Origin of the sequence: Tabrizicola sp. (assembly GCF_022842145.1) — a bacterium.
In the GTDB taxonomy this organism is placed as follows: Bacteria; Pseudomonadota; Alphaproteobacteria; order Rhodobacterales; family Rhodobacteraceae; genus Tabrizicola.
On record NZ_JALHQD010000003.1, the window covers coordinates 445,298 to 467,266 of the forward strand.

The 21,969-nt window shown below is 66.4% G+C and carries 20 protein-coding genes; 6 read left to right on the forward strand and 14 right to left on the reverse strand.

Going from position 1 to position 21,969, the window contains the following annotated elements; all coding sequences use genetic code 11:
- Positions 1-22 precede the first annotated feature (22 nt).
- Positions 23-499, forward strand: a complete 477-nt coding sequence (locus Q0C42_RS10340) for a D-galactarate dehydratase (RefSeq protein WP_295074890.1) — start codon at positions 23-25, stop codon at positions 497-499.
- A gap of 156 nt (positions 500-655) precedes the next feature.
- Here Q0C42_RS10340 and nagA read toward each other — a convergent pair whose 3' ends face one another.
- The 10 genes from nagA to Q0C42_RS10390 all read right to left on the reverse strand — a co-directional run bounded on the left by nagA (position 656) and on the right by Q0C42_RS10390 (position 11,763).
- On the reverse strand, positions 656-1,810 hold the full coding sequence (nagA, locus tag Q0C42_RS10345; protein ID WP_295074893.1) for an N-acetylglucosamine-6-phosphate deacetylase: 1,155 nt from the start codon (positions 1,808-1,810) through the stop codon (positions 656-658).
- Positions 1,807-3,072 carry a class II D-tagatose-bisphosphate aldolase, non-catalytic subunit gene (locus Q0C42_RS10350; RefSeq protein WP_295074896.1) on the reverse strand — a complete coding sequence of 422 codons (1,266 nt, stop codon included), beginning with the start codon at positions 3,070-3,072 and terminating at the stop codon, positions 1,807-1,809. Before Q0C42_RS10350 ends, nagA begins: the two co-directional genes overlap by 4 nt.
- On the reverse strand, positions 3,065-3,970 hold the full coding sequence (locus Q0C42_RS10355; RefSeq protein ID WP_295074899.1) for an ROK family protein: 906 nt from the start codon (positions 3,968-3,970) through the stop codon (positions 3,065-3,067). The genes Q0C42_RS10350 and Q0C42_RS10355 overlap by 8 nt, the downstream gene beginning before the upstream one ends.
- On the reverse strand, positions 3,967-5,025 hold the full coding sequence (locus tag Q0C42_RS10360) for an SIS domain-containing protein (protein WP_295074901.1): 1,059 nt from the start codon (positions 5,023-5,025) through the stop codon (positions 3,967-3,969). The genes Q0C42_RS10355 and Q0C42_RS10360 overlap by 4 nt, the downstream gene beginning before the upstream one ends.
- 142 nt (positions 5,026-5,167) lie before the next feature.
- Positions 5,168-6,175 (reverse strand): SIS domain-containing protein, encoded by a 1,008-nt coding sequence (locus Q0C42_RS10365; RefSeq protein ID WP_295074904.1) that lies wholly within the window; start codon positions 6,173-6,175, stop codon positions 5,168-5,170.
- 238 nt (positions 6,176-6,413) lie between these two features.
- A complete protein-coding gene (locus Q0C42_RS10370) occupies positions 6,414-7,556 on the reverse strand; it encodes a Gfo/Idh/MocA family oxidoreductase (protein ID WP_295074907.1) in 1,143 nt (380 codons plus the stop codon).
- A gap of 31 nt (positions 7,557-7,587) precedes the next feature.
- A complete protein-coding gene (locus tag Q0C42_RS10375; protein ID WP_295074910.1) occupies positions 7,588-8,685 on the reverse strand; it encodes an ABC transporter ATP-binding protein in 1,098 nt (365 codons plus the stop codon).
- Positions 8,686-8,746: 61 nt separating this feature from the next.
- Positions 8,747-9,955 carry an ABC transporter substrate-binding protein gene (locus Q0C42_RS10380; RefSeq protein ID WP_295074913.1) on the reverse strand — a complete coding sequence of 403 codons (1,209 nt, stop codon included), beginning with the start codon at positions 9,953-9,955 and terminating at the stop codon, positions 8,747-8,749.
- A gap of 38 nt (positions 9,956-9,993) precedes the next feature.
- Complete coding sequence (locus tag Q0C42_RS10385) at positions 9,994-10,836, reverse strand: carbohydrate ABC transporter permease (protein WP_295074916.1); 843 nt, start codon at positions 10,834-10,836, stop codon at positions 9,994-9,996.
- The gene (locus Q0C42_RS10390) at positions 10,837-11,763 is read right to left on the reverse strand and encodes a carbohydrate ABC transporter permease (protein ID WP_295074919.1); all 927 of its coding nucleotides are present in this window, start codon (positions 11,761-11,763) and stop codon (positions 10,837-10,839) included. It abuts the gene before it with no gap.
- A gap of 231 nt (positions 11,764-11,994) precedes the next feature.
- On the opposite strand from Q0C42_RS10390, the gene Q0C42_RS10395 reads away from it, so the two are divergent.
- From Q0C42_RS10395 to Q0C42_RS10405, 3 genes are all read left to right on the forward strand, one after another.
- The gene (locus Q0C42_RS10395) at positions 11,995-12,756 is read left to right on the forward strand and encodes a GntR family transcriptional regulator (RefSeq protein ID WP_295074922.1); all 762 of its coding nucleotides are present in this window, start codon (positions 11,995-11,997) and stop codon (positions 12,754-12,756) included.
- On the forward strand, positions 12,753-14,588 hold the full coding sequence (locus Q0C42_RS10400; protein ID WP_295074927.1) for a family 20 glycosylhydrolase: 1,836 nt from the start codon (positions 12,753-12,755) through the stop codon (positions 14,586-14,588). The genes Q0C42_RS10395 and Q0C42_RS10400 overlap by 4 nt, the downstream gene beginning before the upstream one ends.
- Positions 14,589-14,783: 195 nt before the next feature.
- Complete coding sequence (locus Q0C42_RS10405; RefSeq protein ID WP_295074930.1) at positions 14,784-15,029, forward strand: hypothetical protein; 246 nt, start codon at positions 14,784-14,786, stop codon at positions 15,027-15,029.
- Between the two features lie 61 nt (positions 15,030-15,090).
- Here Q0C42_RS10405 and Q0C42_RS10410 read toward each other — a convergent pair whose 3' ends face one another.
- The 4 genes from Q0C42_RS10410 to glmU all read right to left on the reverse strand — a co-directional run bounded on the left by Q0C42_RS10410 (position 15,091) and on the right by glmU (position 19,625).
- Positions 15,091-15,765: a DNA alkylation repair protein gene (locus Q0C42_RS10410; protein WP_295074933.1), complete on the reverse strand. Its 675-nt coding sequence runs from the start codon at positions 15,763-15,765 to the stop codon at positions 15,091-15,093.
- Positions 15,766-15,818: 53 nt separating this feature from the next.
- A complete protein-coding gene (locus Q0C42_RS10415; RefSeq protein ID WP_295074936.1) occupies positions 15,819-16,352 on the reverse strand; it encodes a DUF3833 family protein in 534 nt (177 codons plus the stop codon).
- Positions 16,353-16,452: 100 nt separating this feature from the next.
- Complete coding sequence (glmS, locus tag Q0C42_RS10420) at positions 16,453-18,270, reverse strand: glutamine--fructose-6-phosphate transaminase (isomerizing) (protein ID WP_295074939.1); 1,818 nt, start codon at positions 18,268-18,270, stop codon at positions 16,453-16,455.
- Positions 18,271-18,272: 2 nt separating this feature from the next.
- Positions 18,273-19,625: a bifunctional UDP-N-acetylglucosamine diphosphorylase/glucosamine-1-phosphate N-acetyltransferase GlmU gene (gene glmU, locus Q0C42_RS10425; protein ID WP_295074942.1), complete on the reverse strand. Its 1,353-nt coding sequence runs from the start codon at positions 19,623-19,625 to the stop codon at positions 18,273-18,275.
- Between the two features lie 93 nt (positions 19,626-19,718).
- Between glmU and Q0C42_RS10430 the strand changes: the two genes are divergently transcribed.
- Both Q0C42_RS10430 and Q0C42_RS10435 read left to right on the forward strand, forming a co-directional pair.
- Positions 19,719-20,369: an HAD-IA family hydrolase gene (locus tag Q0C42_RS10430; protein WP_295074945.1), complete on the forward strand. Its 651-nt coding sequence runs from the start codon at positions 19,719-19,721 to the stop codon at positions 20,367-20,369.
- A 359-nt stretch (positions 20,370-20,728) separates the two neighbouring features.
- Complete coding sequence (locus tag Q0C42_RS10435) at positions 20,729-21,964, forward strand: TCR/Tet family MFS transporter (protein ID WP_295074948.1); 1,236 nt, start codon at positions 20,729-20,731, stop codon at positions 21,962-21,964.
- Positions 21,965-21,969: the final 5 nt, after the last annotated feature.

Here is a 21,969-nt window from a genome sequence, read left to right on the forward strand (position 1 = left end):
AGCGGCGGGTTAGGCTACGACCATGAGACAGATTGCCCTTCTTCTTCCTTTCGCGCTGGCCCTGTCGGGCTGTGCCCTTTTCCAGCAGGATGCCCCGGCGGGAGGCGTCACCGGTCCGGCCAAGCCGCAACCGGCGACGGAGTTCGCCCCAGCGGTGTCCACGAGCGTTCTGGGTGCGACCCGGGCGGCAAGTGCGGAGGCGCTGGACAAGACCACGGCCGAGGAAAAGGCCGCAGCACTAGCGGCCCCGGCTTCGGGCGGGGAGCGGGAGCTGGGCCGTGTCGTCGTGGCACTGGGTCCGCCTGCGGAACAGGGGATCTGGCTGTCGTCTGCGCTGGTGAAGACCAAGGCCCAGGGCCGGATCGTCACGGCGGCGGGCAAGTCGCTGGCGGTCGAGTTGCGGCCGGACACGGGCGCAGCACTTCTGTCGCTTGCTGCGTTCCAGGCACTGGGACTGTCGCTGACCGAACTGCCGCAGGTGACGGTCTACGGGCCGTAACGCCCTCGTTTCAGGACGGCTACCGAATCGAGCGCTGAGACTTTTGTCTCGTCGTTGGGCTTGTGCCCTCCTCCTCGGGGTGGGGAGGTCCAGGGGCTGTGGTGTTCGCGGTTGGCGGAGGAGCCTCCGGCGGGGATATTTGCACAAAGATGAAGCTCAGGCCGGTTGGATGGCGAGGTGGTCGGCCAGAGTGGCGCTGACCTGCCAGTCGGCGTCGAGGAGGAGGAGGTCGGCGAGGTCGCGGCCCTCGGGCGTGGCGAGATCGGGGCGGTTCAGCAGCCGGGCCGGCGCCGCGCTGGCCATGTCGAGGGCGGTTTCCGGGGGAACGCCAACCACGGTGATCAGGCGGCGGAGGGCTTCGGCCATCGTGACATGTGCGCCTGCGAGCGAGCCTTCGGCATTCACCAGGCGGCCGTCCTTCAGCCAGACGTCCTGGCCGTAAAGGCGCAGGTGGTCGGAGCCGCCCACTGTGCTCATCGCATCCGAGACGAGGAACATCCGGCCCGGAACGGGGCGTGCGCGGATCGCCAGGCCGACCATCTCGTCTGCGACGTGGATGCCGTCGCAGATGATGCCTGCGTAGGCGGTGGAGTTGATGCAGGCACCGGTAACGCCGGGGGCACGGTTCAGCATCGGCGACATGGCGTTGAAGAGATGGGTGAAGCAGGTGGCGCCAGCGTCGAGCAGGGCGCGGGTGTCGTCGGCGGTGGCGTCTGAGTGGCCAATGGAGACGATTGCGCCGGTTCCAGCGATCCGGGCCACGTCCTGCGGGGTGGCGCTTTCCGGGGCGAGGGTGATCTTGACGAAGAGGCCTGCGGCGCGAAGGCGCTGGATATGGGCGAAGGTGGTGTCGTCGAAGGGACGCACCCATTCGGCGGCATGGGTGCCGCGGCGGGGGATCGAGAGATGCGGGCCTTCGATATGAAGGCCGAGGAGGCTGCGGTTCGGCTGCGGCTCACCTTGCGCGGCCAGCACAGCCTCGACCGCGCGGGCCAGGACCTCGGGGGCGTCGGTGATGACGGTGGGCAGGATGCCGACAGTGCCAAAGCGGCGATGGGCGGCGGCCATCCGGTGCAAGGCCTCCGGCGACTGGTCGTTGTTCAGGAGCGCGTCGCCGCCGCCGTTGACCTGCAGGTCGAGAAAGCCCGGGGTGAGAGTGCCCTTGATGCGGCGGACGGGCGCGCCGGGCGGGGGCGTTTCGGCAAGATGCAGGCTGCGGCCCTCGGCCACGGCAAGCGCGGCACCGGGGCGGAGGCGGGTGCCGTCGAAGATCGCGTCGGGGATCAGCCAAAGGTCGGGTTTGGCACTCATGACCGGGGTCCCGTGAAGAAGTAGGGGCGGAGGGCGGTTTGCACCCGGGCCAGGGCCAGCGCGCGGGGCAGGGGATAGTGGCTGGCGCGGGCGGTGGCAATCTCGTCCGCGCCGAAATGTGACAGGAGCATCGGGTCGGGAAGGCGCTTGTCGGCAAGATCGCCGAGGAGAGCGTCCACCGCTGCCTGCGCCTGGGAGGATGGCCAGTAGTAGCGGATGCGGTCGGCAAGGCCGAAGTGGCGTTCGGTTCTGGGATCGGCGGTGGTGCCGTGGATGTGGCCCTGCCAGTAGGCGGGGTTTGCCAGCATCACCGCTTCCATCGTGTCGGGCAGCGAGGGGCCGGTTGCCCAGCCGTTCTGGGCGCGGATCGTGTCCAGGGCGTAAAGCGCCTCGCGCCAGGCGTAGGTCAGGGCGGGGCCGACCTTCTGGAAGGCGAAGCCAAGTTCCGCAAGGCGCGGATAGGCCCGGGGGTGCTGGTAGTCGGTCGAATGGGCTTCGAGGCAGAGGCGCGGCCAATCTTCAAGCGCGGAGAGGAGGCCGGGATCGCGGTCGAGGGGAAGGTGGTGGACTTCCATTGGCGAAAACTCGACGCCGGGCTGGACGACGAGGCCGCCGATCTGGTCGAGGGGAATTCCTGCCGCGGCAAAGGCGTCGCGGTGAGCAGCGAGCGTGGCCCTGGCCGCCTCGGGCGTGGTGGGGGGGATGTCGCCGTGGTCGTCGGTACGGGCGCCGCCGGGGGGCGGGACCTCGGTGCCGATCACGAAGAGGAGCTTTGCGGGGTCTGGGGCGTGCTTGCGGGCGGTGACGGCGAGGGCGGCGGAGCGGGTGGCGGTGATGGCGTCGGCAAGCTGGGCGGATTCGCCGGCGCAGCCCTCGGAGCAGTCGAGGTGGATCTTGGTGAACCCCGCGGCAGCGTAGTCGGCGACCATCTGGTGCGCCTTCTGCATGGCGGCATCGGCGGGCAGCTTGCGCCAGGCCTGCGGGCCGAGGTGGTCGCCGCCGAAGAGGATGCGGGATTGCGAGACCTTGGCGCGCGTGGCGATGTCGGTGACGAAGCGGATGAAGTCGGCGGGTTTCAGGCCGGTATATCCGCCGTCCTGGTTGACCTGGTTCGAGGTGGCCTCGACCACGATGGGCTGGTCGAGGGTTTCGGCAAGGGCAAGGCAGGCTTCGAGAACATCGGGATGGGCGGTGCAGACCGACGGGATGGCGACGGTTGCGCCTGCGCGGTTCAGGGCGATGATCCGGGCAAGGTCAGGCATGTAGGGCCTCGTTCAAGGCGTGGAGGGCGGCCCCGCGAGCACCGCTGGCGTCACCCCCTTCCGCCAGGCGGATCGCCGGGATCGGAAAACCACCGAGGGAGGCTTTGGCGAGGTGGCGGGTGAGGTCCTCGGTCAGGCCCGGGACGCGGGAGAGGCCGCCGCCGATCACGATCACCTCGGGGTCGATGGTGAGACAGAGGTTGATCAGGAATTCGGTGGCAAGGTCGAGCCAGATGTCCCAGGCCTTGGCGAAGGCGGCTGTGGTGGCGCGATCCGCAACGATGGTTTCGGGGGTGTGCTGTGCGCCGCTCACGTGGGCGGCGATGCGGGCGAGGCCGGGGGCGGAGAGGTAGGTCTCGACGCACCCCAGGCGGCCGCAACCGCAGGTCAGGATGGGCAGGCCGTGGGCGGCGATGGGCGGGGCGGCGAGGGCGAAGTGGCCGAACTCGCCCCCCGTCTGGGCTGGGGATGGCAGAAGGCGGCCCCCGGTGACGACGCCCCCCGCGACTCCGGTGCCGAGGATCAGGCCGACGGCCGGGTCGGCGCCCCGCGCGGCACCAAGGGTGGCTTCGGAAAGCGTCAGGGCACGGCAGTCGTTGATCCAGGCGATTGGACGGCCTGCTGCCTGTGCGATGTCCTGCGGGAAGGGTTTCCCGGTGGCGGAGAGGTTCGAGGTGAGGGCGAGGCCGGTTCTGGGGTTGATAAGGCCCGCGGCGGAGATGCCGATTGGGGCGGTCCCGTGAGTCTCAACCCAGCGGATGGCCGTTGCCATTGCCGCGACGAGGGCGGGGTAGTCCTTCGGCGTGGGCCAGCGCTGACGCGTGGAAAGCGACCAGTCCGCGGCGAAGACCTGCGCCTCGATCTTGGTGCCGCCAAGGTCAATTCCGGCAGCGATCATGGTTTCACCGGGTGGAGTTTTACCCCCGAGACGACGCGGGTGAGAGTGCCCTGGCCGGCGAAGGGGTCGTCGACATTGAGCCCAAGCGCGTCGGACCAGGTGACGGCGAGGATCTGCGCGAGGGCGACGTAAAGGGGGGCGGCCCAGAGATCTCCGTAGTGCTGCGGGATCTCGGGGGCGGCGATGGTGCTGTGCGGGAATTGGGTGCGAAGCTCGGCCAGGAGGTCGTCGTCATAGGCGCGGGTGTGGGGATCATGGGAGCGAAAGAGCCAGAAGTCGGTTTCTCCCACGGTGAAGCTTTTCGGGCCGTGGCGGAAGCCCAGGGTCGAGTCCCAGAGGGCGGGAATCTGCCCTGCGGCAAGCTCCATGACCTTTAGGGCAGCCTCGCGAGCGGCGAACGCGAGGGGACCGGAGCCAACGAAAACGGCGCGGGCGGGGTGGCGGGTGGTTGCGGCCTGGGCGGTGAAGTGGGGCAGGAGAGTCCGCAGGGCATCGGCGAGGGCGGCGAAGCGCCGGGCGGTCTGATATGCCGGGAGGGTGGTGTCGAAGATGGCGGCGGCGGTCAGGAGCATGGTGGAGAAGCTGGAAGTCATCGCGAAGCCCTGGTCGTGAGTGGCTTCGGGCAGGGTGATGACATTCGCGCCGGGACGGGTGGCGAGAGTGGACTGGCTGTTGCAGGTGATGTTCAGGCGGGGCCAGGTCGGGGCCAGCGCATCGAGCGCGTCGAGGAGGCCGATGGATTCGGTGGAGTTGCCGGACCGCCCGAAGCTGACGACGAGTTTTGGCGCGCCGGTCAGGTAGGCGCGCGGGCGGGCGACGATGTCGGTGGTGGGGACCGAGCGGAAGCGGGGGCCGGGCTGGCCTTCCAGCCCCGCGGCAAGAATGTCGCCGATGTAGGCGGAGGTGCCGGCGCCGCAGAACCAGACTTCGGTTGTGCCGGTGCTGGCCACCCATTGCCGCAAGTCGGCGACAGCAAGCGTCGCACCCCAGTCGCGCCATATGTCGGGCTGGGCGAGTATTTCTCGGAAGGTGGCGTGGCGGGTGAGATCGGTCATCTTGGGTCTTCTGCGTAGGCAAGGGAAATGAGCGCGTTCCGCGCGTGCCTTTTGTCTCGCCTCTGCGCGCGAAGGGCGCGCAACCGGCTCGGCGATGCCGCCGGCGGGGATATTTGGAGCCAGGTGAAAGGACGGGGGCGGTTCATGTCGTCTGCGTCACCTTGGAAAGGGTGGCGGGGCGATCTGGGTCGTGGCCGAGGGCGAGCGCGGTTTGCAGGGCAAGGGGGTAGGTCAGGCAGAGGAGTGCCGCGGCGGCGGCGGCGGGCGTGAGGTCCGTGGCACCTGCCTCGGACGGGCGCAGACGGAAGACGCTGCCCCCCGCCGCGCGGAAGCGCTGCTCGGCGGTGTCGAGACTGGGCTGCACGTCGGCCTGTTCGGTGTCGAGGATCAGGATCAGGAGGGGGTTCGTAACCAGTTGCAGGGGGCCGTGGAGGACCTCGCTGCTGGAATAGGCCTCGGCATGAAGCGCGCAGCATTCCTTGAGTTTCAGTGCCAGTTCCTGGGCAGCGCCGAAGCCGGTATCGCGGCCGATGACAAAGACGTGGGAGGCGCGGAGGAGGGCGGCGAGGAGGGCTTTGGTCTGGGGGAGTTCTTTGCCCCGAAGCGCGGCGATGCCCTGGGCGGAGGCCTGCGCGCGGGGCGCGTAGGCGGGGACGAGGGCCGAGAGGAGGGCCATCCCGGCGGCGATGGCACCGACGACGGATTTGGTGGCGGGGACGGCAAGCTCGGGTCCGGCGCCGATGGTCAGGGTCGCATGCGCTTCGGCCTCGACCGGGCTGGCGGGGGCGTTGGTCAGGGCGAGGACGGTGGCGCCACTGGCCCTGGCACCGCGGGCAGAGCGGACAAGGTCGTCGGAGGCGCCGGATTGGCTGACGACGAGAACGGCGGCATCGGTCAGGCGGACGCCTTGGCCCACGGAGAAGATCGAGGGAGGGAGGGAGGTCACTGGAAGCCTGGTCTCGCGCATCAGTTCATAGGAGAGGATGTTGGCGGCGGCGTCGGAGGAGCCGCGGGCGACAGTGTAGATCGCGCGGAGGTGGCTGAGGTCGGGGAGCGAGACGGGTTGCGCGACGGAGGCTGCGAAGACGGACGGGGCCTCGGCGATCTCGCGCGCCATGTGCTGGCCTGCGTCGGGGGGAAGGGCGGTCATCGGGCGGCTCGCGCGGTCGCCCTCCCACACCTTTCGATGGGGAGGGTCTTCGGGGAGAGGGGGCGCGGTTGGCTTGCGGGAGCGCCAGCGGTGCGTTCGGAGCCTCCCGCGGGGATATTTGGGCAAAGATGAAAGGTTGGGGGAGTGCGGATTGGAAGCGAGGTCAGAGCGCGCTGTGCGACCACGCGCGAGCCTTCGGCGGGGAGGTCCGGGCCGGTGCGAAAGGTCGTGGGCTGGATCATTGGCGGAGCCTGTGGGCGTCAAGCTGGGACCATGTGTCGGTAAGGTCGACGACTTGGCCGGTGGTGCGGGCCTGGTCGAGCGCGATGGCGGCGATGCCGGCTTCCATCGCGTCGAGGATCGAGACGGGGAGGCTTTCGGCTTCGCCGCGCAGGTAGGCGGTGATGTCGCGGCACATCAGCTGGTCGGCGCCGTAATGCGCGCCCTTCATCGCGGTGCCTTGGGTGTAGTCGTGGTCGGCGAGACGGCGGCCGTCGCGGGCGGTGATCTTCAGGAAACCGCGGACGAAGTCGCCTTCGGCCATGCCGTGGGTGCCCATGACGCAGAAGCGGCGGTGTTCGTCCGGGACGTTGAGGTTGGTGTGGAAGGCGAGGCTGGCACCGGTTTCGTACTGCAGGATTGCGGTCTGGTAGTCGATGATGTCGCCGTCCGACAGGAAGGGATCGTCGGTGGATTCCCAGACGGATTTCTTGACGTGGAAGATTTCGGCCTCGGCGTTGGACTTGGGCGCGTTGGCCGGAACGAAGGATTTGCGCCCCCCGAAGCTCGCGACGCGGGAGGGGCGGGAGCCGGTGACCATGTTGTAGATGTCGAGGTCGTGGCAGCATTTCTCCAGCATGAAGCCGCCCGCAAGGTCGGTGCGGCGGCGCCAGTCGCGCATGAAGAAAGCGCCGTGGTAGGGGCCGATGTGTTCGTTGGCCTCCAGGGACGTGACGTCGCCCAGCCAGCCTTGCGCCATGGCCGCGCGGAGGTCGACCATGTGCTGCGAATATCTCAGGACAAGTCCAACCATCGCGCGGTTGACCCCGCCGTGTTGCGCCAGGAGGCGGGCGAGTTCCAGTGTTTCCTCGATCGAGACCACGACGGGCTTTTCGGTGAAGACCTGGACGCCCGCCTCCAGCCCCAGGCGGATCTGATCAAGGTGAAAGACGTTCGGCGAGAAGACGCAGTAGAGGTCAGGCTTGGCGTCCGAGAGCATCGCCTCGACCGACGGATAGCGCGGCGTGTCGGTGCCGATCATCTCCAGATGCGTGGGCTGGGGGTCATAGTAGCCGACGATCTCGGCTTCCGGCATTTCCTCTTTCAGCGTGGTCAAGACATGACCTGCCCGCAGGCCGATGCCTGAGGTGACAATCCGCATTCTGGTCTCCTTTCAGACGGCGAGCCGTCCCTTAAGCTGCAAGGGCTGGGGCTTGCCGCCGCCGCATCACGCGGCCGTTGGCGTCAAAGACATGGGCATCGGCGGGGGCGAAGGTCAGGCCCACGTCCTCGCCTTCGTGGACGGTGGTGTCGCCCGATAACGCGGCGCAGACCTTCAGCCCGTCTGGCATCTGGCCATAGGCGATGGCGGTGCCGCCAAGACGTTCGAGAACCCGAAGGCGCATGGTGACCCCGCTGCCGAGTTGCAGGCTTTCGGGGCGGACGCCGACCTCAACCTTGTCGCCGCTGCGGGCGGTTTCGGTGTCAACGGGCAAGGTCATGCGGGTTCCACCGTGAAGCTCGACCGTCAGGCCTTCGGGTGCGGTGCCGATGACGGTGGCGGGCAAAAGGTTCATGTTGGGCTGGCCGATGAAGGTGGCCACGAAGCGGGTGGCGGGGTGGTGGTAGAGCTCCATCGGGGTACCGAACTGTTCGATCCGTCCCTTGTTCAGCACAACGATGCGGTGGGCCATCGTCATCGCCTCGATCTGGTCGTGGGTGACGTAGACCATCGTGGCATCAAGGTCGCGCTGGAGGGCGCTGAGTTCGACGCGCATCTCGCCGCGGAGGGCGGCGTCGAGGTTCGACAGCGGCTCGTCGAAGAGGAAAACCTTGGGGTTGCGCACGATGGAGCGCCCGATGGCGACGCGCTGGCGCTGGCCGCCGGAGAGCTGGCCGGGTTTGAGACCAAGCTTCTCGGTCAGCTGCAGGATTTCGGCGGCGCGGCCGACCTTCTGTTTCACCTCCGCCTCCGGCAGACTGGCGACGCGGAGGGGGAAGGCGATGTTCTCGAAGACCGACAGGTGGGGGTAAAGCGCATAGCTCTGGAAGACCATTGCGATGCCGCGGTCCACGGGGGCGGCGGCAGAAACATCGACCCCATCGATCAGGATGCGCCCGGAGCTTGAGGCTTCAAGGCCCGCGATGATGCGCAGAAGCGTGGACTTGCCGCAGCCGGAGGGGCCGACGAAGACCACGAACTCACGATCGCGGATGGCAAGGTCGATCCCCGACAGGACCTGTGCGGTGCCGAAGGATTTCATGATGCTTTGCAGGTCAAGCGTGGCCATGCGGGCAGTCCTTTGCGGGGAAGGGAGGGGCGCGAGGAAGACCCGCGCCCCCGGTTCTTGATCAGCGGACGGCGACCAGCTCGACGCCGGCTTGCGTCACCAGCTCGTCGACGGTGCCTTCTTCCAGCATGATCCCCTGGATCATGTTGGTGAATACGGCTTGCAGCGCCTTGAAGTCTTCGACCATCGGCTCGGGGCCACCGGTCGAGATGCCCGCCACGAAGATCGGCCAGTTGCCTTTCTTGTAGTACACGTCGGTCTTGCCCAGCTTTTCGTAATCGAGAATCGGGGTCAGGCCCCAGGTCGAGTCGAGGTCATACTGCGCATCGCCCGAGGTCAGCGCCTTGGCCAGCTTGATCGCCATTTCCTCATTGCCGGTGCCCTTGAAGACGGCCAGCGAGTCGGTGATCAGGATGGTGCCCGAGGGACCCGACGGACCGGCCGGGATGGGTGCTACCAGCTGGGTCGGCACCTTTTCCGCGTGCTGGCCTTCGCCCCAGGGACCCGAGACATACATCGCGATCTGGCCGTCGTTGAAGAGGTCGCGCATCTGGTCACGCTCCCATTCGGTCGGGCCAGACTGCATGTAGGGCAAGAGGTCAGCATAAAGCTGCAGGGTTTCGCGGGTCTGCTGGCTGTCCAGCGCCGGGGTGCCGTCGTCGTTGTAGACCTTGCCGCCGTTCGAATAGAGGAAGTCGAGGAACATGTGCATCGTGTTGTCGAAATCCTTGCCGGCAATGCCGATGCCTGCGGCGTCGGTATTGTCGGTCACGGCCTTCGCCAGAGTCACAAGCTCGGCCCAGGTGGCGGGGGCCTTGCACTCGGCCCCGGCAGCGTCGACCACCGCGCAGTTGATATACAGCGCCTTGGTCGAGAAGGCGTGCGGGATGCCCCAGTACTGGCCGCCGTTGGTCACGGTCTTGAGGACGCCGGGCTGGTAGGCGGCTTCTTCTTCGGGGGTGAAGGTCACGGGGACGATCAGGTCGTTGTTGGCCAGCTGGCGCAGGGTCCGGCTACCCATATAGGCCACGTCGGGCGGATCACCGGCGGCGGCAAGCTGCATCGACTTGTCCTGGCAGGTGCCCCATTCCACCGCTTCCATCTTCACGGTGACGCCGGCGTTGTCGGCCTGGAACTTGTCAATCACGACCTGGTCGGCCGGGCGCACTTCGCCGCCGCACATGATGAAGTGCAGCTCTTGCGCCTGGGCCGAAAGGGCCGTGCCGGCCATCAGGCCCGCGGCGACCGTAAGGGTCTTGAAGTGGGTCATGCGTAGTCTCCCTTGGTTGGACGTCTGTTGGTGGTTGGTCATTCTTTCACCGCGCCTGCGGTCAGGCCCGCGACGAGGTATTTCTGCAGGAAGAGGAACACGATCATCACCGGGGTGATGCCGGTCAGAGCGGCGGCCATCATCTCGTTCCAGGTGACGTCCTGGTAGCCGATGAATTCGTAAAGACCTGCCGGTAGCGGCTGGATTTCGCGGACGTTGTTGAAGGTGATGGCAAAGAGGAACTGCTGGGCATAGGCGCCGATGAAGACCGCGGTGCCGACGACGATCAGGCCGGGGGCCGCCAGGGGCAGGACCACGCGGCGCAGGGTGTAAAGGCGGGATGCCCCGTCGACATAGGCGGCTTCCTCCAGATCACGCGGGATCTTTTCCAGGTAGGAGCGAAGGAGCCAGATGCCGGTGGGGATCAGGAAAGCGACGCCCGGGATGATCATCGCCCAGTAGGTGTTCAGCATCGAAAGCGTCCGCAGGACCCGGTAGAGCGGGATGAGGAGGACCGCGCCGGTGAACATGTTCACCGCCAGAAAGCCGCCCAGCGACAGGGACTTGAAGGGGAACTCAAGCCGCGCATAGGCGTAGGCGGCGGGGATCACCACGATCATGGTAATTAGCGTCACCGAGGAGGCCACGAAGATCGAGTTGAAGATGTAGCGGCCCAGAAGCGGCACGGTGACCCACATGTCGCGGTAGGCCTGCAGGCTGAAATCCTCGGACCACCAGGTGAAGTCGGCGGTCATCAGATGGCTCATGGGGCGCAGGCTGACGCGGATCATCTCGATGAAGGGCATCAGGATGAAGAGAAGGAAGAAGAAGGTGGCGATGTAGACGCCGATCTTCTGCAGAAGGGTGAGGCGGTCGATCATCTATTTGGCCCCGTAGTGGCGGTTCACGCGGTTCAGGAACCACAGGTAGAAGAGCGAGAAGGCCGCCAGCAGCACCACGATCACGACGGCCCGCGCCGCACCCTCGCCAAAACGCTGGGAGGAGATGGCGACCTTGTAGGTGTCGATGATAAGGGTCGTGGTGGCTCCGCGCGGGCCGCCTTCGGTCAGGATCCAGATGATCTCGAAGCTGTTGAAGGTCCAGATCGCGGAGAGGAGCGCCATCGAGACAATCACCGGCATGATCTGGGGAATGGTGATGCGGCGGAAACGATACCAGCGGCTGGCGCCATCGACCCAGGCGGCCTCGTAGAGGTCCTTTGACACCCCCTGCATGGCGGCCAGGAAGAACAGCGTCACCATCGGCGTGCCGACCCAGACGTCGGTGACGATGGCCGAATAGAAGGCCGAGGTCTTGGTGGCGAGCAAGGCCACGCGGTCCTCGACCAGCCCGAATTCCTGCAACAGTCCCGAGATCAGGCCGAAATAGCCGTTGTACATCCACTTCCAGCCGATGACCCCGATGGCGACCGGGATCACCCAAGGCGGCATGACAAGGACACGGAACAGCGCCTTGCCGGGGATCGCGGCGTTCAGAAGCGAGGCGCCGATCAGGCCGACGATCAGCTTCAGGCTGACGGCCAGCGCCATCCAGTAGAAGGTCCGCCCCACGGTCTGCCAGAACTTCGGATCGGCAAACAGCGCGGCGTAGTTGGCGATGCCGACGAAGTTCTCCCCGCCCAGTGTGGCGTCGGTGAAGGAAAGCCGGATCGTCTCGGCCAGGGGCCAGACGACGATGACCAGGATGAACAGCAGGGCGGGCGAGATGAGGAGCCAGGCAAAGGCGCGTTCGGACAGCTCGCGACGCTGCATCCGTTCTGGTGCTGTCCCCTCGGCGACAAGCGTCATGCGGTTCCCCCTGTTCAGCCTTGGGCCACGAGGCAGCGTGGCGCGGGTCGAATCATGTCGTTGCTGTGACGATACCAAAAAACCGAAGCAACGCTACCATCATAATACCAAAAACGCGAAAGAGGCGAACGACTAACGGATTTCGCTTGTTTTTACCGTGGTTCGTGGTCCATCCTGCCGCCAGCCGATGGGATTGGTCCCATTGATATAATACCAATTCGGGGGCTTCCGATGGAAGACGATCAGGCGCTGTTCCGCCCCGAGGCCTGGTTCCGCCCCGCGCGCGGCCCAAGGTACGAACAGCTTTACCGCCACCTTTCCGCGGCCATCGCGGCGGGGGAACTGCCGCCCGAAGCGAAACTTCCGCCCGAACGCGAACTGGCGCTGATCGCCGATGTCAGCCGCGTGACGGTGCGCAAGGCGGTCAGCCAGCTGGTCGAGGATGGGGTCCTGGAACAGCGGCGCGGAGCGGGGACCTTCGTCAAGCCGCCAAAGTCGAAGATGGAGCATTCGCTTTCGGCGCTCCTCTCCTTCACCGAATACATGCGCCAGCGCGGCAAGACCTCGTCCAGCCGCATCCAGCGCCGGGGGCTGTTCCTACCGACGCCGGACGAGACGATGGCGCTGGGCCTTTCCGCGGGGGAAAGGGTGGCGCGGGTGGAACGACTGCGCTTTGCCGACGATACGCCCTTGGCTTTGGAGTGGTCTTCGCTGCCCACCGACGTTTTGCCCGACCCCGAGGCGGTGGAGACCTCGCTTTACGACGTGCTGCGGGCGACCGGGAAGGCCCCGACCCGGGCGGTGCAGCGGATCACGGCGGTCAACCTGACGGCGGTCGACGCGAAGCTCTTGCTGCTGCCGGAAGGGGCTGCGGTCCTGCGGATCGACCGGACGGCCTATCTGCCTTCGGGCCGCCCGATCGAGTTCACCCGCGGGCTTTACCGCAGCGACATCTACGATTTCATCGCCGAACTGAGGCTGGACGCACCATGACCCTGACCTTCTCCTCCCGCATCGAAGGGAACCAGATCCGCTGCCTGATCGGCACGGACCGCCCCTTGGCAGCGCCAGTCTTCTGCTTTTCGCTGATGGCCGCGCCGAAGGTGATCTCGGGCGGAACCTTGGGCCGCCGGGTGGCGGGTTATGCCGAGGTGGCGCTGCCGGACCTTGCTGCGGGGGCGCTGCACGAGGTGGTGCTGGAGCATGCGGTGAAGGAGTTTGGCCCCAGAAACCGGGCATGGCTGCCGCTTGGGGCCTATCTGCGGGTGGGCAAGGAATGCCTGCCTTTGCCAGCGGGGAATGACATCGGCCTTCGGGATGTGGACGGGCCAGACGCGCCGACACTGGCCCCTGGCCGCCTGCCGCTGGTCCCGCAGCCGACCGACTGGGCTCCATCGGCCGGGGTTCTGCCGTTTCAGGCCGTCGCCCCCGATGCCGGATTGGACGCTTTGCAGGACTTGGCCGAGCGGCTTGGCCTTGCCCCCATTATCGCCGCTGGCGGTCTCGCCCTTCCCGTGACCGAGGAGGCAGGTCTTGGGCCGGAGGGCTACCGGCTGACCATCGCTTCCACGGCGCTTTCGGTCGCGGTCGGGGGCGCTGCGGGACTGCATTACGCGGGCGTGACCCTCCTGACCCTGCGCGAAACCTGCGGCGGCGCGTTGCCCTGCGGGGTAATCACCGACACGCCCCGCTTCGGCTGGCGCGGACAACATCTTGATTGCGCACGGCATTTCTTCGGGATCGACTTCATCCTGCGCCTCCTGGACCTGATGGCGCTTCTGAAGCTGAACCGTTTTCACTGGCATTTCGCCGATGACGAGGCGTTTCGGCTGGAGGTCGACACGCAGCCGCTTCTCTGGCAGCGCACGGCCTTCCGGGGCGAGGGGGAACCGGTGCCGGGCGTCTTTGGCGGCGGTATCCGCGCGGGGGGCAGCTATTCAAAGGCTGATGTCGCGCAGGTGGTGGCGCGGGCCAAAGCCCTGCAGATCGAGGTGCTGCCCGAGATCGAGGTTCCGGCCCACAGCCACGCGATGATCAAGGCCGCCCCCGGCCTGCGCGACCCCGGTGACAACGGCGAGGAGGTTTCGATCCAGGGCTACCTCGACAACATCGTCAACCCGGCCATCCCTGCAACCTGGGACCTGCTCTTGCCCTTGGCGAAAGAGGTGGCGGGGTTGTTCCCGCTGCGGATGCTGCACCTTGGCGCGGACGAGGCCCCGCCGGGAGCCTGGGGCGGCTCGCCCGCCGTGGCGGCCCTGAAGGCGCGCGAGGGGCTGGAGACATCGGACGACGTGCAGGGCTGGATGCTGGCGAAACTGGGTGCGGAACTGGCTGCGTCGGGCGTGCGGGTCGCGGCCTGGGAAGAGGCAGCGAAGGGCTGCCAGGGCGGGATCGGCAACGGCGCGCTTCTGTTCAGCTGGACCGGGCAGGGGCCGGGGGTCGAAGCCGCGCGGCGCGGGCACGATGTGGTGATGTGCCCCGCGCAGAACGCCTATTTTGATCTTGCCCACAGCCACGACCCCGACGATTGGGGGGCCGCCTGGGCGGGGTACGTCCCGCTGGAAAAGACCGTGGCCTGGGACCCCGTGCCCAAGGGGGCCGAGGACATCACGCCGCGCATCGCCGGGGTCGAAGCATGTTTCTGGGGGGAGTTCACCACCGAAGACGCCCAGGCCGAAGGCATGATCGCACCCCGCATCCTTGGGATCGCGACCAAGGGCTGGGAGCCTGCCGGACGAACGGATGGAACCGCCTTGCGAGCACTTGCAGGGGTGTATGGCGTGCTGTTCGACAGAATCGGGTGGCGACGAAATCGCGGGGCCTGAAGCGCCTCTGCAACTCAGGGAAAAAGCATGTCACGAATTGGACATCAATTGGGCGAGCAGATGGCCAACTGTTTACGAATAATTAACAATCAACCATAGAATGCAAAATCAACGTTAATTCTGGGTTAATCCAGACTGTGTAATCTTTCCTCACCCAACAATTAGGGAAGGGATGAAGTGAAAATGAAAAATTTGATGGCTGCTTGTTCGGTATTCGTGATGGGGGTGGGTCTTGCAACGACCACCTTCGCGGAGGGCACGATCACACCGCCCACCGAAACCTGCTTTGACTGCCCGGAGGAACCGCAACCCAAGGGCAACAACGGCTGGGGAAATGGCGTCGACGGTGCCAATCCGGGTACGCCGAAGGGCGGCACTGCGGACACCAAGAAGAATGAAGTCGTCTGGGACAAGTTCGAGGGCAAGTTCGACGGGCGCTAGGCCGTGTTTCGCAGCGAATGCGCAATGTTTGAAATGGCGGCCGGATTTCGGCCGCCATTTTTCATGGCTTCGTCATGTGCCGTGCAGCTTCCTTCCGAGCGAAGGGTTTCAGCGTTTCGCCATGTGCCGCAAGAAACTCCCGCGCCGCCTCTGCATCATGCTTTGACAGATCCCTGACCCACCAGGCCACGGCCTTCTGAATGAACCAGTCCCGATCCGTTGCCAGCGTCGCGCACCAGCCCAGCACTCGGGCGCGGATGGCAAGGTCCTGTTCCTTCGGGAAATTCTGCTTCGTCCAGGGCAGTGTCATCACCAGCGCCGCGCGGCGGGTCCACATGTGGGGGCTTGTGACCCAGGTCTCGACCGCATCAAGCCGCGAGGGGTCCGCCACCAGCCGCTTCTGTCCGGCGATGGAGGCATGGTCGGCCAGCGCCCAGCCGTCGAAATCGGGCACCCAGGAGGTGATCAGCTCCCAGGCCGCCTCGTCCGGGCGGATGCGCGCCTGGGTCAGCAGTTTGGCCGCGGCCAGCCGGGCTTCGTGGATGTTCGTCTCCCAAAGGTCCGCCGCCAGTGCAATCCGGTCGTCCAGCGTCAGTTCGGCCCGCCAGCGGTCAGTCAGGTCCTCGATCTGCGGAACGGTCGCGCCAAGATACACGCGCGGGACCTTGTGGTAGGCCTGCATCTCGGCGGCTTTCGTGGGGTCGGCAAGCGCCTGAAGTTCGTCCAGCGGGGTCATCCGGGCCTCCTAAACCATGGCCCTACCTGCCAGCCATGCGGCCCAAGGGCAAGTCAGCGCCGGATCAGGAAGCGCACCGAGGCGACCGCAATGCCGGCGCGGGTGACGACGGCATCATTCACGATGGTGCCGTCGGGGCGGGCATAAAGGATATCTTCGAAGCCAAGACGATTGACGCCCGAGGGCGATTTGAAGTCGGCCAGATAGGTCAGGCGGATCTGGCCGTCTTCCTCGACGACCGTGGCCTCGCCGACTGTATCTTCGCGCTTGCCCGTCCAGCGGCCCGCGCCCTGTTCCCGGAAGACCCAGGTCAGGCGGTCCTGCTGGCCATCATCGTACAGGAAGTCCTCCACCACCGTCAGCGTCCGTGCGCCTTCCGCACCGGTGACCGTGCCGTTCAGCCGGGCGGTGAAGCGGCGTTCGTCGCCGGTGAGCCAGACGCGGAAGTGGCCCTGGCCGGTCGTGCGGCCCTGGAAGGCTGAGACAAGGGTGATCGGAGGACCCGGCTCGACTGGCGGAGCGGGCGTCGCGGCACAGCCGGCAAGCGGAATGGCGGCGAGGCCGAGAAGTAGGGTTCTGCGCTGCATCAGTGGCCTCCATTTCAGAATGGATACGCAGGCGGCGCGCTGATGGATCAAGGGGTGCGGAGTTTTGGCCACTCCGCACCCCGGATGCTTCTTGGTAGGGTTACTCCACCGTCACCGATTTGGCGAGGTTGCGCGGCTGGTCAACGTCGGTGCCCTTGGCAATGGCCGTGTGATAGGCCAGCAACTGAGCCGGCACGGCATAAAGGATCGGCGCCCACAGCGGATCGACGGCGGGAAGGGTCAGCGTCTTCCAGGTGCCCTGGCCCGCGGCCTCCACTCCGGCCGCGTCCGACAGCAGCAGCACCTTCCCGCTGCGTGCCATGACCTCTTGCATGTTCGACACGGTCTTGTCGAAAAGCGCATCCTTGGGCGCCAGGACGATCACCGGGACCGCCGCGTCGATCAAGGCGATGGGGCCGTGCTTCAGTTCACCTGACGCATAACCTTCGGCGTGGATGTAACTGATTTCCTTTAGCTTCAGCGCGCCTTCCAGGGCAAGCGGGAACATCGAACCGCGGCCGAGGAAGAGGATATCCTGCGCCGTGCCCAGTTCCTCGGCCAGCTTGGCTATGGGGTCCGACAGCCCCAGTGCGGCGTTCATCAGGCCCGGCACGAGGCGCAGGGTCTCCAGCCGGTCGCGCAGGGTGGCGGCATCGATCCGGCCCCTGTCCTGCGCGGCCTTCAGGGCCATCAGGGCCAGCACGGTCAGCTGGCAGGTGAAGGCCTTGGTCGAGGCGACACCAACCTCCACCCCGGCAAGGATCGGCAGGGCCAGATCGGACTCGCGCGCGATCGAGGAGGTGGGCACGTTGATCACCGACACGACCGTGGCGACCTTCTCCTTGACGTGGCGCAGCGCGGCGAGTGTATCCGCCGTCTCGCCCGACTGGCTGACGAAGATCGCCATGCTGGTGGGCGACAGGACCGGGTCGCGGTAGCGGAACTCGGATGCGATATCGATGTCGGCAGGCAGTCCGGCAATCTGCTCGAACCAGTATTTCGCCACGTGGCAGGCGTAGGAGGCGGTGCCGCAGGCAACCAGGGTGACTCGGTCCACGCCCGTGAAATCAAGGGCTTCCGGAAGCTGCAGCGTGCCTTGCGGCGAGGTGTAATGCTTCAGCGCATCGGCGATGACCACCGGCTGCTCGGCGATTTCCTTCGCCATGAAGTGCTTGTAACCGGCCTTCTCGATGCGTGTCGCATCCAGCTGGATGCGGGTTTCGGCCCGGTTCGCACGGGCATTGCGGGCGTCATAGATCTCGGCCCCCTGGCGGGTGATGATCGCCCAGTCGCCCTCTTCCAGATAGGTGACCCGATCGGTCATTGGTGCCAGCGCAATGGCGTCCGAACCCACGAACATCTCGCCGTCGCCCCACCCGATGGCAAGCGGAGAGCCCTTGCGGGCGGCGATCATCAGGTCGTCGTGGCCGTCGAACAGGAAGCACAGCGCAAAGGCGCCATGCAGGCGGGCAAGCGTGTCCTTTGCGGCCTCGACCGGGGCTGCACCACGGTCCATCGCGCGGTTGACGAGAAGGACGATGGTTTCGGTATCCGTCTCGGATTCTTGGGTGTAGCCGTCGGCAGCAAGTTCGGCGCGCAACTCGCGGAAGTTCTCGATGATGCCGTTGTGGACGACCGCCACGCCGCCCGCGCGGTGCGGGTGCGCGTTCGTCACCGTTGCGGCTCCGTGGGTAGCCCAGCGGGTATGACCGATTCCGGCTTTTCCGGCCAAGGGGCTATGCACCAGAAGGTCCGACAGGTTCACCAGCTTGCCCACCGCGCGGCGGCGGTCCAGCTTGCCCGCGTTTACCGTGGCGATCCCCGCGCTGTCATAGCCACGATACTCCAACCGCTTGAGCGCCTCGACCAACAGCGGGGCAGCCTCATGGTTACCCAGCACCCCTACAATACCGCACATTTTTAAATCCCTTTCGCCTTCACAGCTTTAATAGCTTTCAACCTTTCGAACATCCGGGTCGCAAGTCCGGCCTTGGTGACCTGCCGCGCGCGCCCGATGGCGATGGCTTCGGCCGGAACATCCTCGGTGATGACCGACCCCGAGGCCGTCAGCGCGCCGTCGCCCACAGTAACCGGGGCCACCAGCATGGTGTCCGACCCGATGAAGGCCCGTTTGCCGATGGTGGTGCGGTGCTTCATTACGCCGTCATAGTTGCAGGTGACGGTTCCCGCGCCGATGTTGGTGAACTCACCGACATGGGCGTCGCCGAGGTAGGTCAGGTGTCCGACCTTCACGCCCTCGTCCAGGATGGCGTTCTTGATCTCGACGAAGTTGCCGACATGCACGTCCTCGGCCAGTTCCGCGCCGGGGCGGAGGCGGGCAAAGGGGCCGACCGTGGCACCGCGGCTGATGTGGCAGCCTTCGAGATGGCAGAAGCCCTTGATCTCGGCCCCGGATTCCACTGTTACGCCGGGGCCGAAGAGGACATTCGGCCCGATGATCGCGTCACGCCCCACATAGGTATCCAGCCCGAAGAAGACGGTTTCGGGCGCGGTGAGGGTAACGCCATTGTCCAGCGCCTCTGCGCGGGCGCGGGCCTGGAAGGCGGCCTCGGCCTCGGCCAGCTGGGCGCGGGTGTTCACGCCAAGGGTTTCCGCCTCGTCGCAGAGGACGACCCCGGCGGAAAGACCGCGCTTGCGAGCCAGTTCCACGATGTCGGTAAGATAGTATTCCTGCGCCGCATTGTCGTTCTTCACCTCGGCGATGAGGGAGAAAAGCAGCTTCGCCTCGGCGCAGACCACTCCGGAGTTGCACAGGGTGATGGCGCGTTCTTCCGGCGTGGCGTCCTTGAATTCGCGGATCGCCAGAAGCTGATCGCCGTCGGTCAGCAAACGGCCATATCGGCCGGGGTCGCGGGCGTGGAAGCCCAGGATGACGACGGCGTGTTTCGCCCGCGCCTCCAGCATCCCGCGGAGGGTTTCCTCGCGGATGAGGGGGGTGTCTGCATAAAGGACGATCGCCTCGCCCGGTGCGTCGGACAGGAGGGGCGCGGCCTGGGCGACGGCGTGGGCAGTGCCGGCTTGCGGGTCCTGGACAACGGTTTCCACGGCCTCGTTGAAGGCGGTGGCAGAGGCCGCGACAGCCTCGCCCCCGTGGCCGATGACCGTGACGATGCGCGAGGGTTCGAGAGCCTGGGCGACGCTGAGGGCGTGGTGAAGAAGCGGGGCGGCGGCGACGTGGTGGAGGACCTTCGGCAGGTCGGAGTTCATCCGTGTTCCCTGACCGGCGGCCAAAACGATGACTGAAACCTGCATTCTGCCCCTTCCAATGTATCGGCGCCCGTTTTACCCCCGTGGCAGTGGGTGGCAAGGGGCCGTCCGCTCACGACAGGTTACAGGACTGCCGACATGCGCTGTGTAGTGTTCGATCTGGACGGAACTTTGGCAGACACCTCGGCGGATCTGCTGGCGGCGGCAAATGCGTCGCTGCCGCAGGCCTGTCTGGGACCGCAGGATGCGCTGACGGCGTTTCATGGCGGGCGGGCGATGCTGCGGCTGGGGTTCCAGCGGCTGGGAATGGAGTGGTCGGAGGCGGACGTGGATGCGGGCTACCCGGTGCTTTTGGAGGCCTACCGGGGTGGGATCGCGACCCATACCCGGCTGTATCCCGGCGCGATGGAGGCGGTCGAGGCGCTGAAGGCGGCGGGGATTGCGGTCTCGATCTGCACGAACAAGCCGGAGGGGCTGGCGGAGCTGCTCTTGGCCGAGTTGGGGGTGCGGGGGGCCTTCGGGGCGCTTGTCGGCGCGGATACGCTACCGGTGAGAAAGCCGGACGCGGCGCCCTACCGGGCGGCGGTGGAGCGGGCGGGGGGGCTTGTCGGGCGGTCGATGCTGGTCGGGGATACCGAGACGGACGCGAAGACGGGGGTGGCGGCGGGGGTGCCGGTCGCGCTTGTGACCTTCGGGCCGGAGGGGCGCGGGGTGGAGCGGTTCCAGCCGGCGGCGCTTCTGGACCGGTACGAGGACCTGCCCGGGCTGGCGGGGCGGCTTCTGGCGTGAGGTGCGCCGCGCGTGGGCATCTTTCCGGTTCAGTCTTTTCAATGGTTTAACTGCGGTCCTTCAGGAGTTCTTAAGCTTGTTGCGGCGGGTCTTGCCGGACGCCCGCATCCAGTCACGACGGAATGGGGAGGTGAGGTGCTTTTCTGCAGATGGCCGCGCGGGTGACCGGCGGGTTTGAAAAGGAGCGCTGCGCGCAAGCCTTTTGTCTCGCCTCTGGCGCAGCGCCAACCGGCTCGCGAAGGGCCTCCGGCGGGGATATTTGCAGCCAGGTGAAAGGTCTTTGTGCCGCTTCTGTGTGGACCACCGCGGGTAGCCCGGAGGTTTGACAGTTCCCGCCCCGATCCATAGGGTCCCGCCCCATGAGCCAAGCGCCAGATGCCCCCCGGACGGTCAGCCGCCATGCGGTGACATTTGTGCTGATCACCGTCTTTCTGGACATGGTGGGCTTCGGGTTGATCATGCCGGTCCTGCCGAAGCTGATCGAGGACGTGGGGCAGGTCGACATTGCCCAGGCGGCCGTCATCGGCGGCTGGATGTTTGCGGCCTTTTCCCTGGCACAGTTCGTCTTTGCGCCGCTGATGGGCAACCTTGCCGACCGTTTCGGGCGCAGACCCCTTCTTCTGCTGGCGATCTTCGGGCTGGGGATGGATTTCATCCTGATGGCCTTGGCGCCCACGCTGGCGTGGCTCTTCGTCGGGCGGATCATCGCCGGGGTCTGTGGCGCAAGCTGGATCATCGCCAGCGCCTATATCGCGGACGTCACCGCTCCGGATGACCGGGCCAAGGCGTTCGGCTACATGGGCGCGGCTTTTGGCGTGGGCTTCGTGATCGGCCCCGCGATCGGCGGGCTTCTGGGAGAGTTGGGGCCGCGGGTCCCGTTCTGGGTCGCGGCATTCATTTCCCTGCTCAACTTCATCTACGGCTGGTTCGTCTTGCCCGAGTCGCTTGCGCCCGAGAACCGCCGCAAGTTCGAGTGGTGGCGGGCGAACCCGTTCGGGGCCTTCCGGGTCTTTGCCAGCTATCCTGGCGTGTTGCCTATGGTGCTGGTCATGGGCCTTTTCTTCTTTTCGACCTCGGTCTACCCCGCGATCTGGAGCTTCTGGGGCATCGCCAAGTTCGGCTGGTCCGAAGCGATGGTGGGTGCAACGCTGGCCGTCTTCGGCCTGGTCGCCGGGGGCTTTCAAGGCTTTCTGACCGGCCCGGCAACCAAGCGCTTTGGCGAGTGGCAGGTGGCGCTGTTCGGGCTGGTCTGTTCGGCGCTGGTCCTGCTGGGCTACGGGTTCGTCGGCGCGCTTTGGGGCGTGATCGCGCTGATGATCCTGCACGGGCCGGAGGGTTTCGTGCATCCCCTGCTGACCTCGATGCTGACCAAGCGGGTGCCGGAGGATGCGCAGGGCGAGTTGCAGGGCGGGATTTCCGCGGTGACCAACGTGGCGATGCTGTTCGGGACGGTGTTCTTCGCCTTCCTCTTCGGGCATTTCTGGGCCGAGGATCGCGCATGGCGGTCGACCGATGTCGCCTACTGGGTGGCCGCGGGGTTCCTCGCGCTTACAACCATGCTGTTCCTGATGTTGAAGAGGCGTGAGAAGGCATGAGCGAG

Excerpts from the sequence above, each read along its gene's own strand:
- Q0C42_RS10340 (WP_295074890.1), top strand. The coding sequence starts at position 23 with ATGAGACAGATTGCCCTTCTTCTTCCTTTCGCGCTGGCCCTGTCGGGC.
- nagA (WP_295074893.1), bottom strand. The coding sequence starts at position 1,810 with ATGAGTGCCAAACCCGACCTTTGGCTGATCCCCGACGCGATCTTCGAC.
- Q0C42_RS10350 (WP_295074896.1), bottom strand. The coding sequence starts at position 3,072 with ATGCCTGACCTTGCCCGGATCATCGCCCTGAACCGCGCAGGCGCAACC.
- Q0C42_RS10355 (WP_295074899.1), bottom strand. The coding sequence starts at position 3,970 with ATGATCGCTGCCGGAATTGACCTTGGCGGCACCAAGATCGAGGCGCAG.
- Q0C42_RS10360 (WP_295074901.1), bottom strand. The coding sequence starts at position 5,025 with ATGACCGATCTCACCCGCCACGCCACCTTCCGAGAAATACTCGCCCAG.
- Q0C42_RS10365 (WP_295074904.1), bottom strand. The coding sequence starts at position 6,175 with ATGACCGCCCTTCCCCCCGACGCAGGCCAGCACATGGCGCGCGAGATC.
- Q0C42_RS10370 (WP_295074907.1), bottom strand. The coding sequence starts at position 7,556 with ATGCGGATTGTCACCTCAGGCATCGGCCTGCGGGCAGGTCATGTCTTG.
- Q0C42_RS10375 (WP_295074910.1), bottom strand. The coding sequence starts at position 8,685 with ATGGCCACGCTTGACCTGCAAAGCATCATGAAATCCTTCGGCACCGCA.
- Q0C42_RS10380 (WP_295074913.1), bottom strand. The coding sequence starts at position 9,955 with ATGACCCACTTCAAGACCCTTACGGTCGCCGCGGGCCTGATGGCCGGC.
- Q0C42_RS10385 (WP_295074916.1), bottom strand. The coding sequence starts at position 10,836 with ATGATCGACCGCCTCACCCTTCTGCAGAAGATCGGCGTCTACATCGCC.
- Q0C42_RS10390 (WP_295074919.1), bottom strand. The coding sequence starts at position 11,763 with ATGACGCTTGTCGCCGAGGGGACAGCACCAGAACGGATGCAGCGTCGC.
- Q0C42_RS10395 (WP_295074922.1), top strand. The coding sequence starts at position 11,995 with ATGGAAGACGATCAGGCGCTGTTCCGCCCCGAGGCCTGGTTCCGCCCC.
- Q0C42_RS10400 (WP_295074927.1), top strand. The coding sequence starts at position 12,753 with ATGACCCTGACCTTCTCCTCCCGCATCGAAGGGAACCAGATCCGCTGC.
- Q0C42_RS10405 (WP_295074930.1), top strand. The coding sequence starts at position 14,784 with ATGGCTGCTTGTTCGGTATTCGTGATGGGGGTGGGTCTTGCAACGACC.
- Q0C42_RS10410 (WP_295074933.1), bottom strand. The coding sequence starts at position 15,765 with ATGACCCCGCTGGACGAACTTCAGGCGCTTGCCGACCCCACGAAAGCC.
- Q0C42_RS10415 (WP_295074936.1), bottom strand. The coding sequence starts at position 16,352 with ATGCAGCGCAGAACCCTACTTCTCGGCCTCGCCGCCATTCCGCTTGCC.
- glmS (WP_295074939.1), bottom strand. The coding sequence starts at position 18,270 with ATGTGCGGTATTGTAGGGGTGCTGGGTAACCATGAGGCTGCCCCGCTG.
- glmU (WP_295074942.1), bottom strand. The coding sequence starts at position 19,625 with ATGCAGGTTTCAGTCATCGTTTTGGCCGCCGGTCAGGGAACACGGATG.
- Q0C42_RS10430 (WP_295074945.1), top strand. The coding sequence starts at position 19,719 with ATGCGCTGTGTAGTGTTCGATCTGGACGGAACTTTGGCAGACACCTCG.
- Q0C42_RS10435 (WP_295074948.1), top strand. The coding sequence starts at position 20,729 with ATGAGCCAAGCGCCAGATGCCCCCCGGACGGTCAGCCGCCATGCGGTG.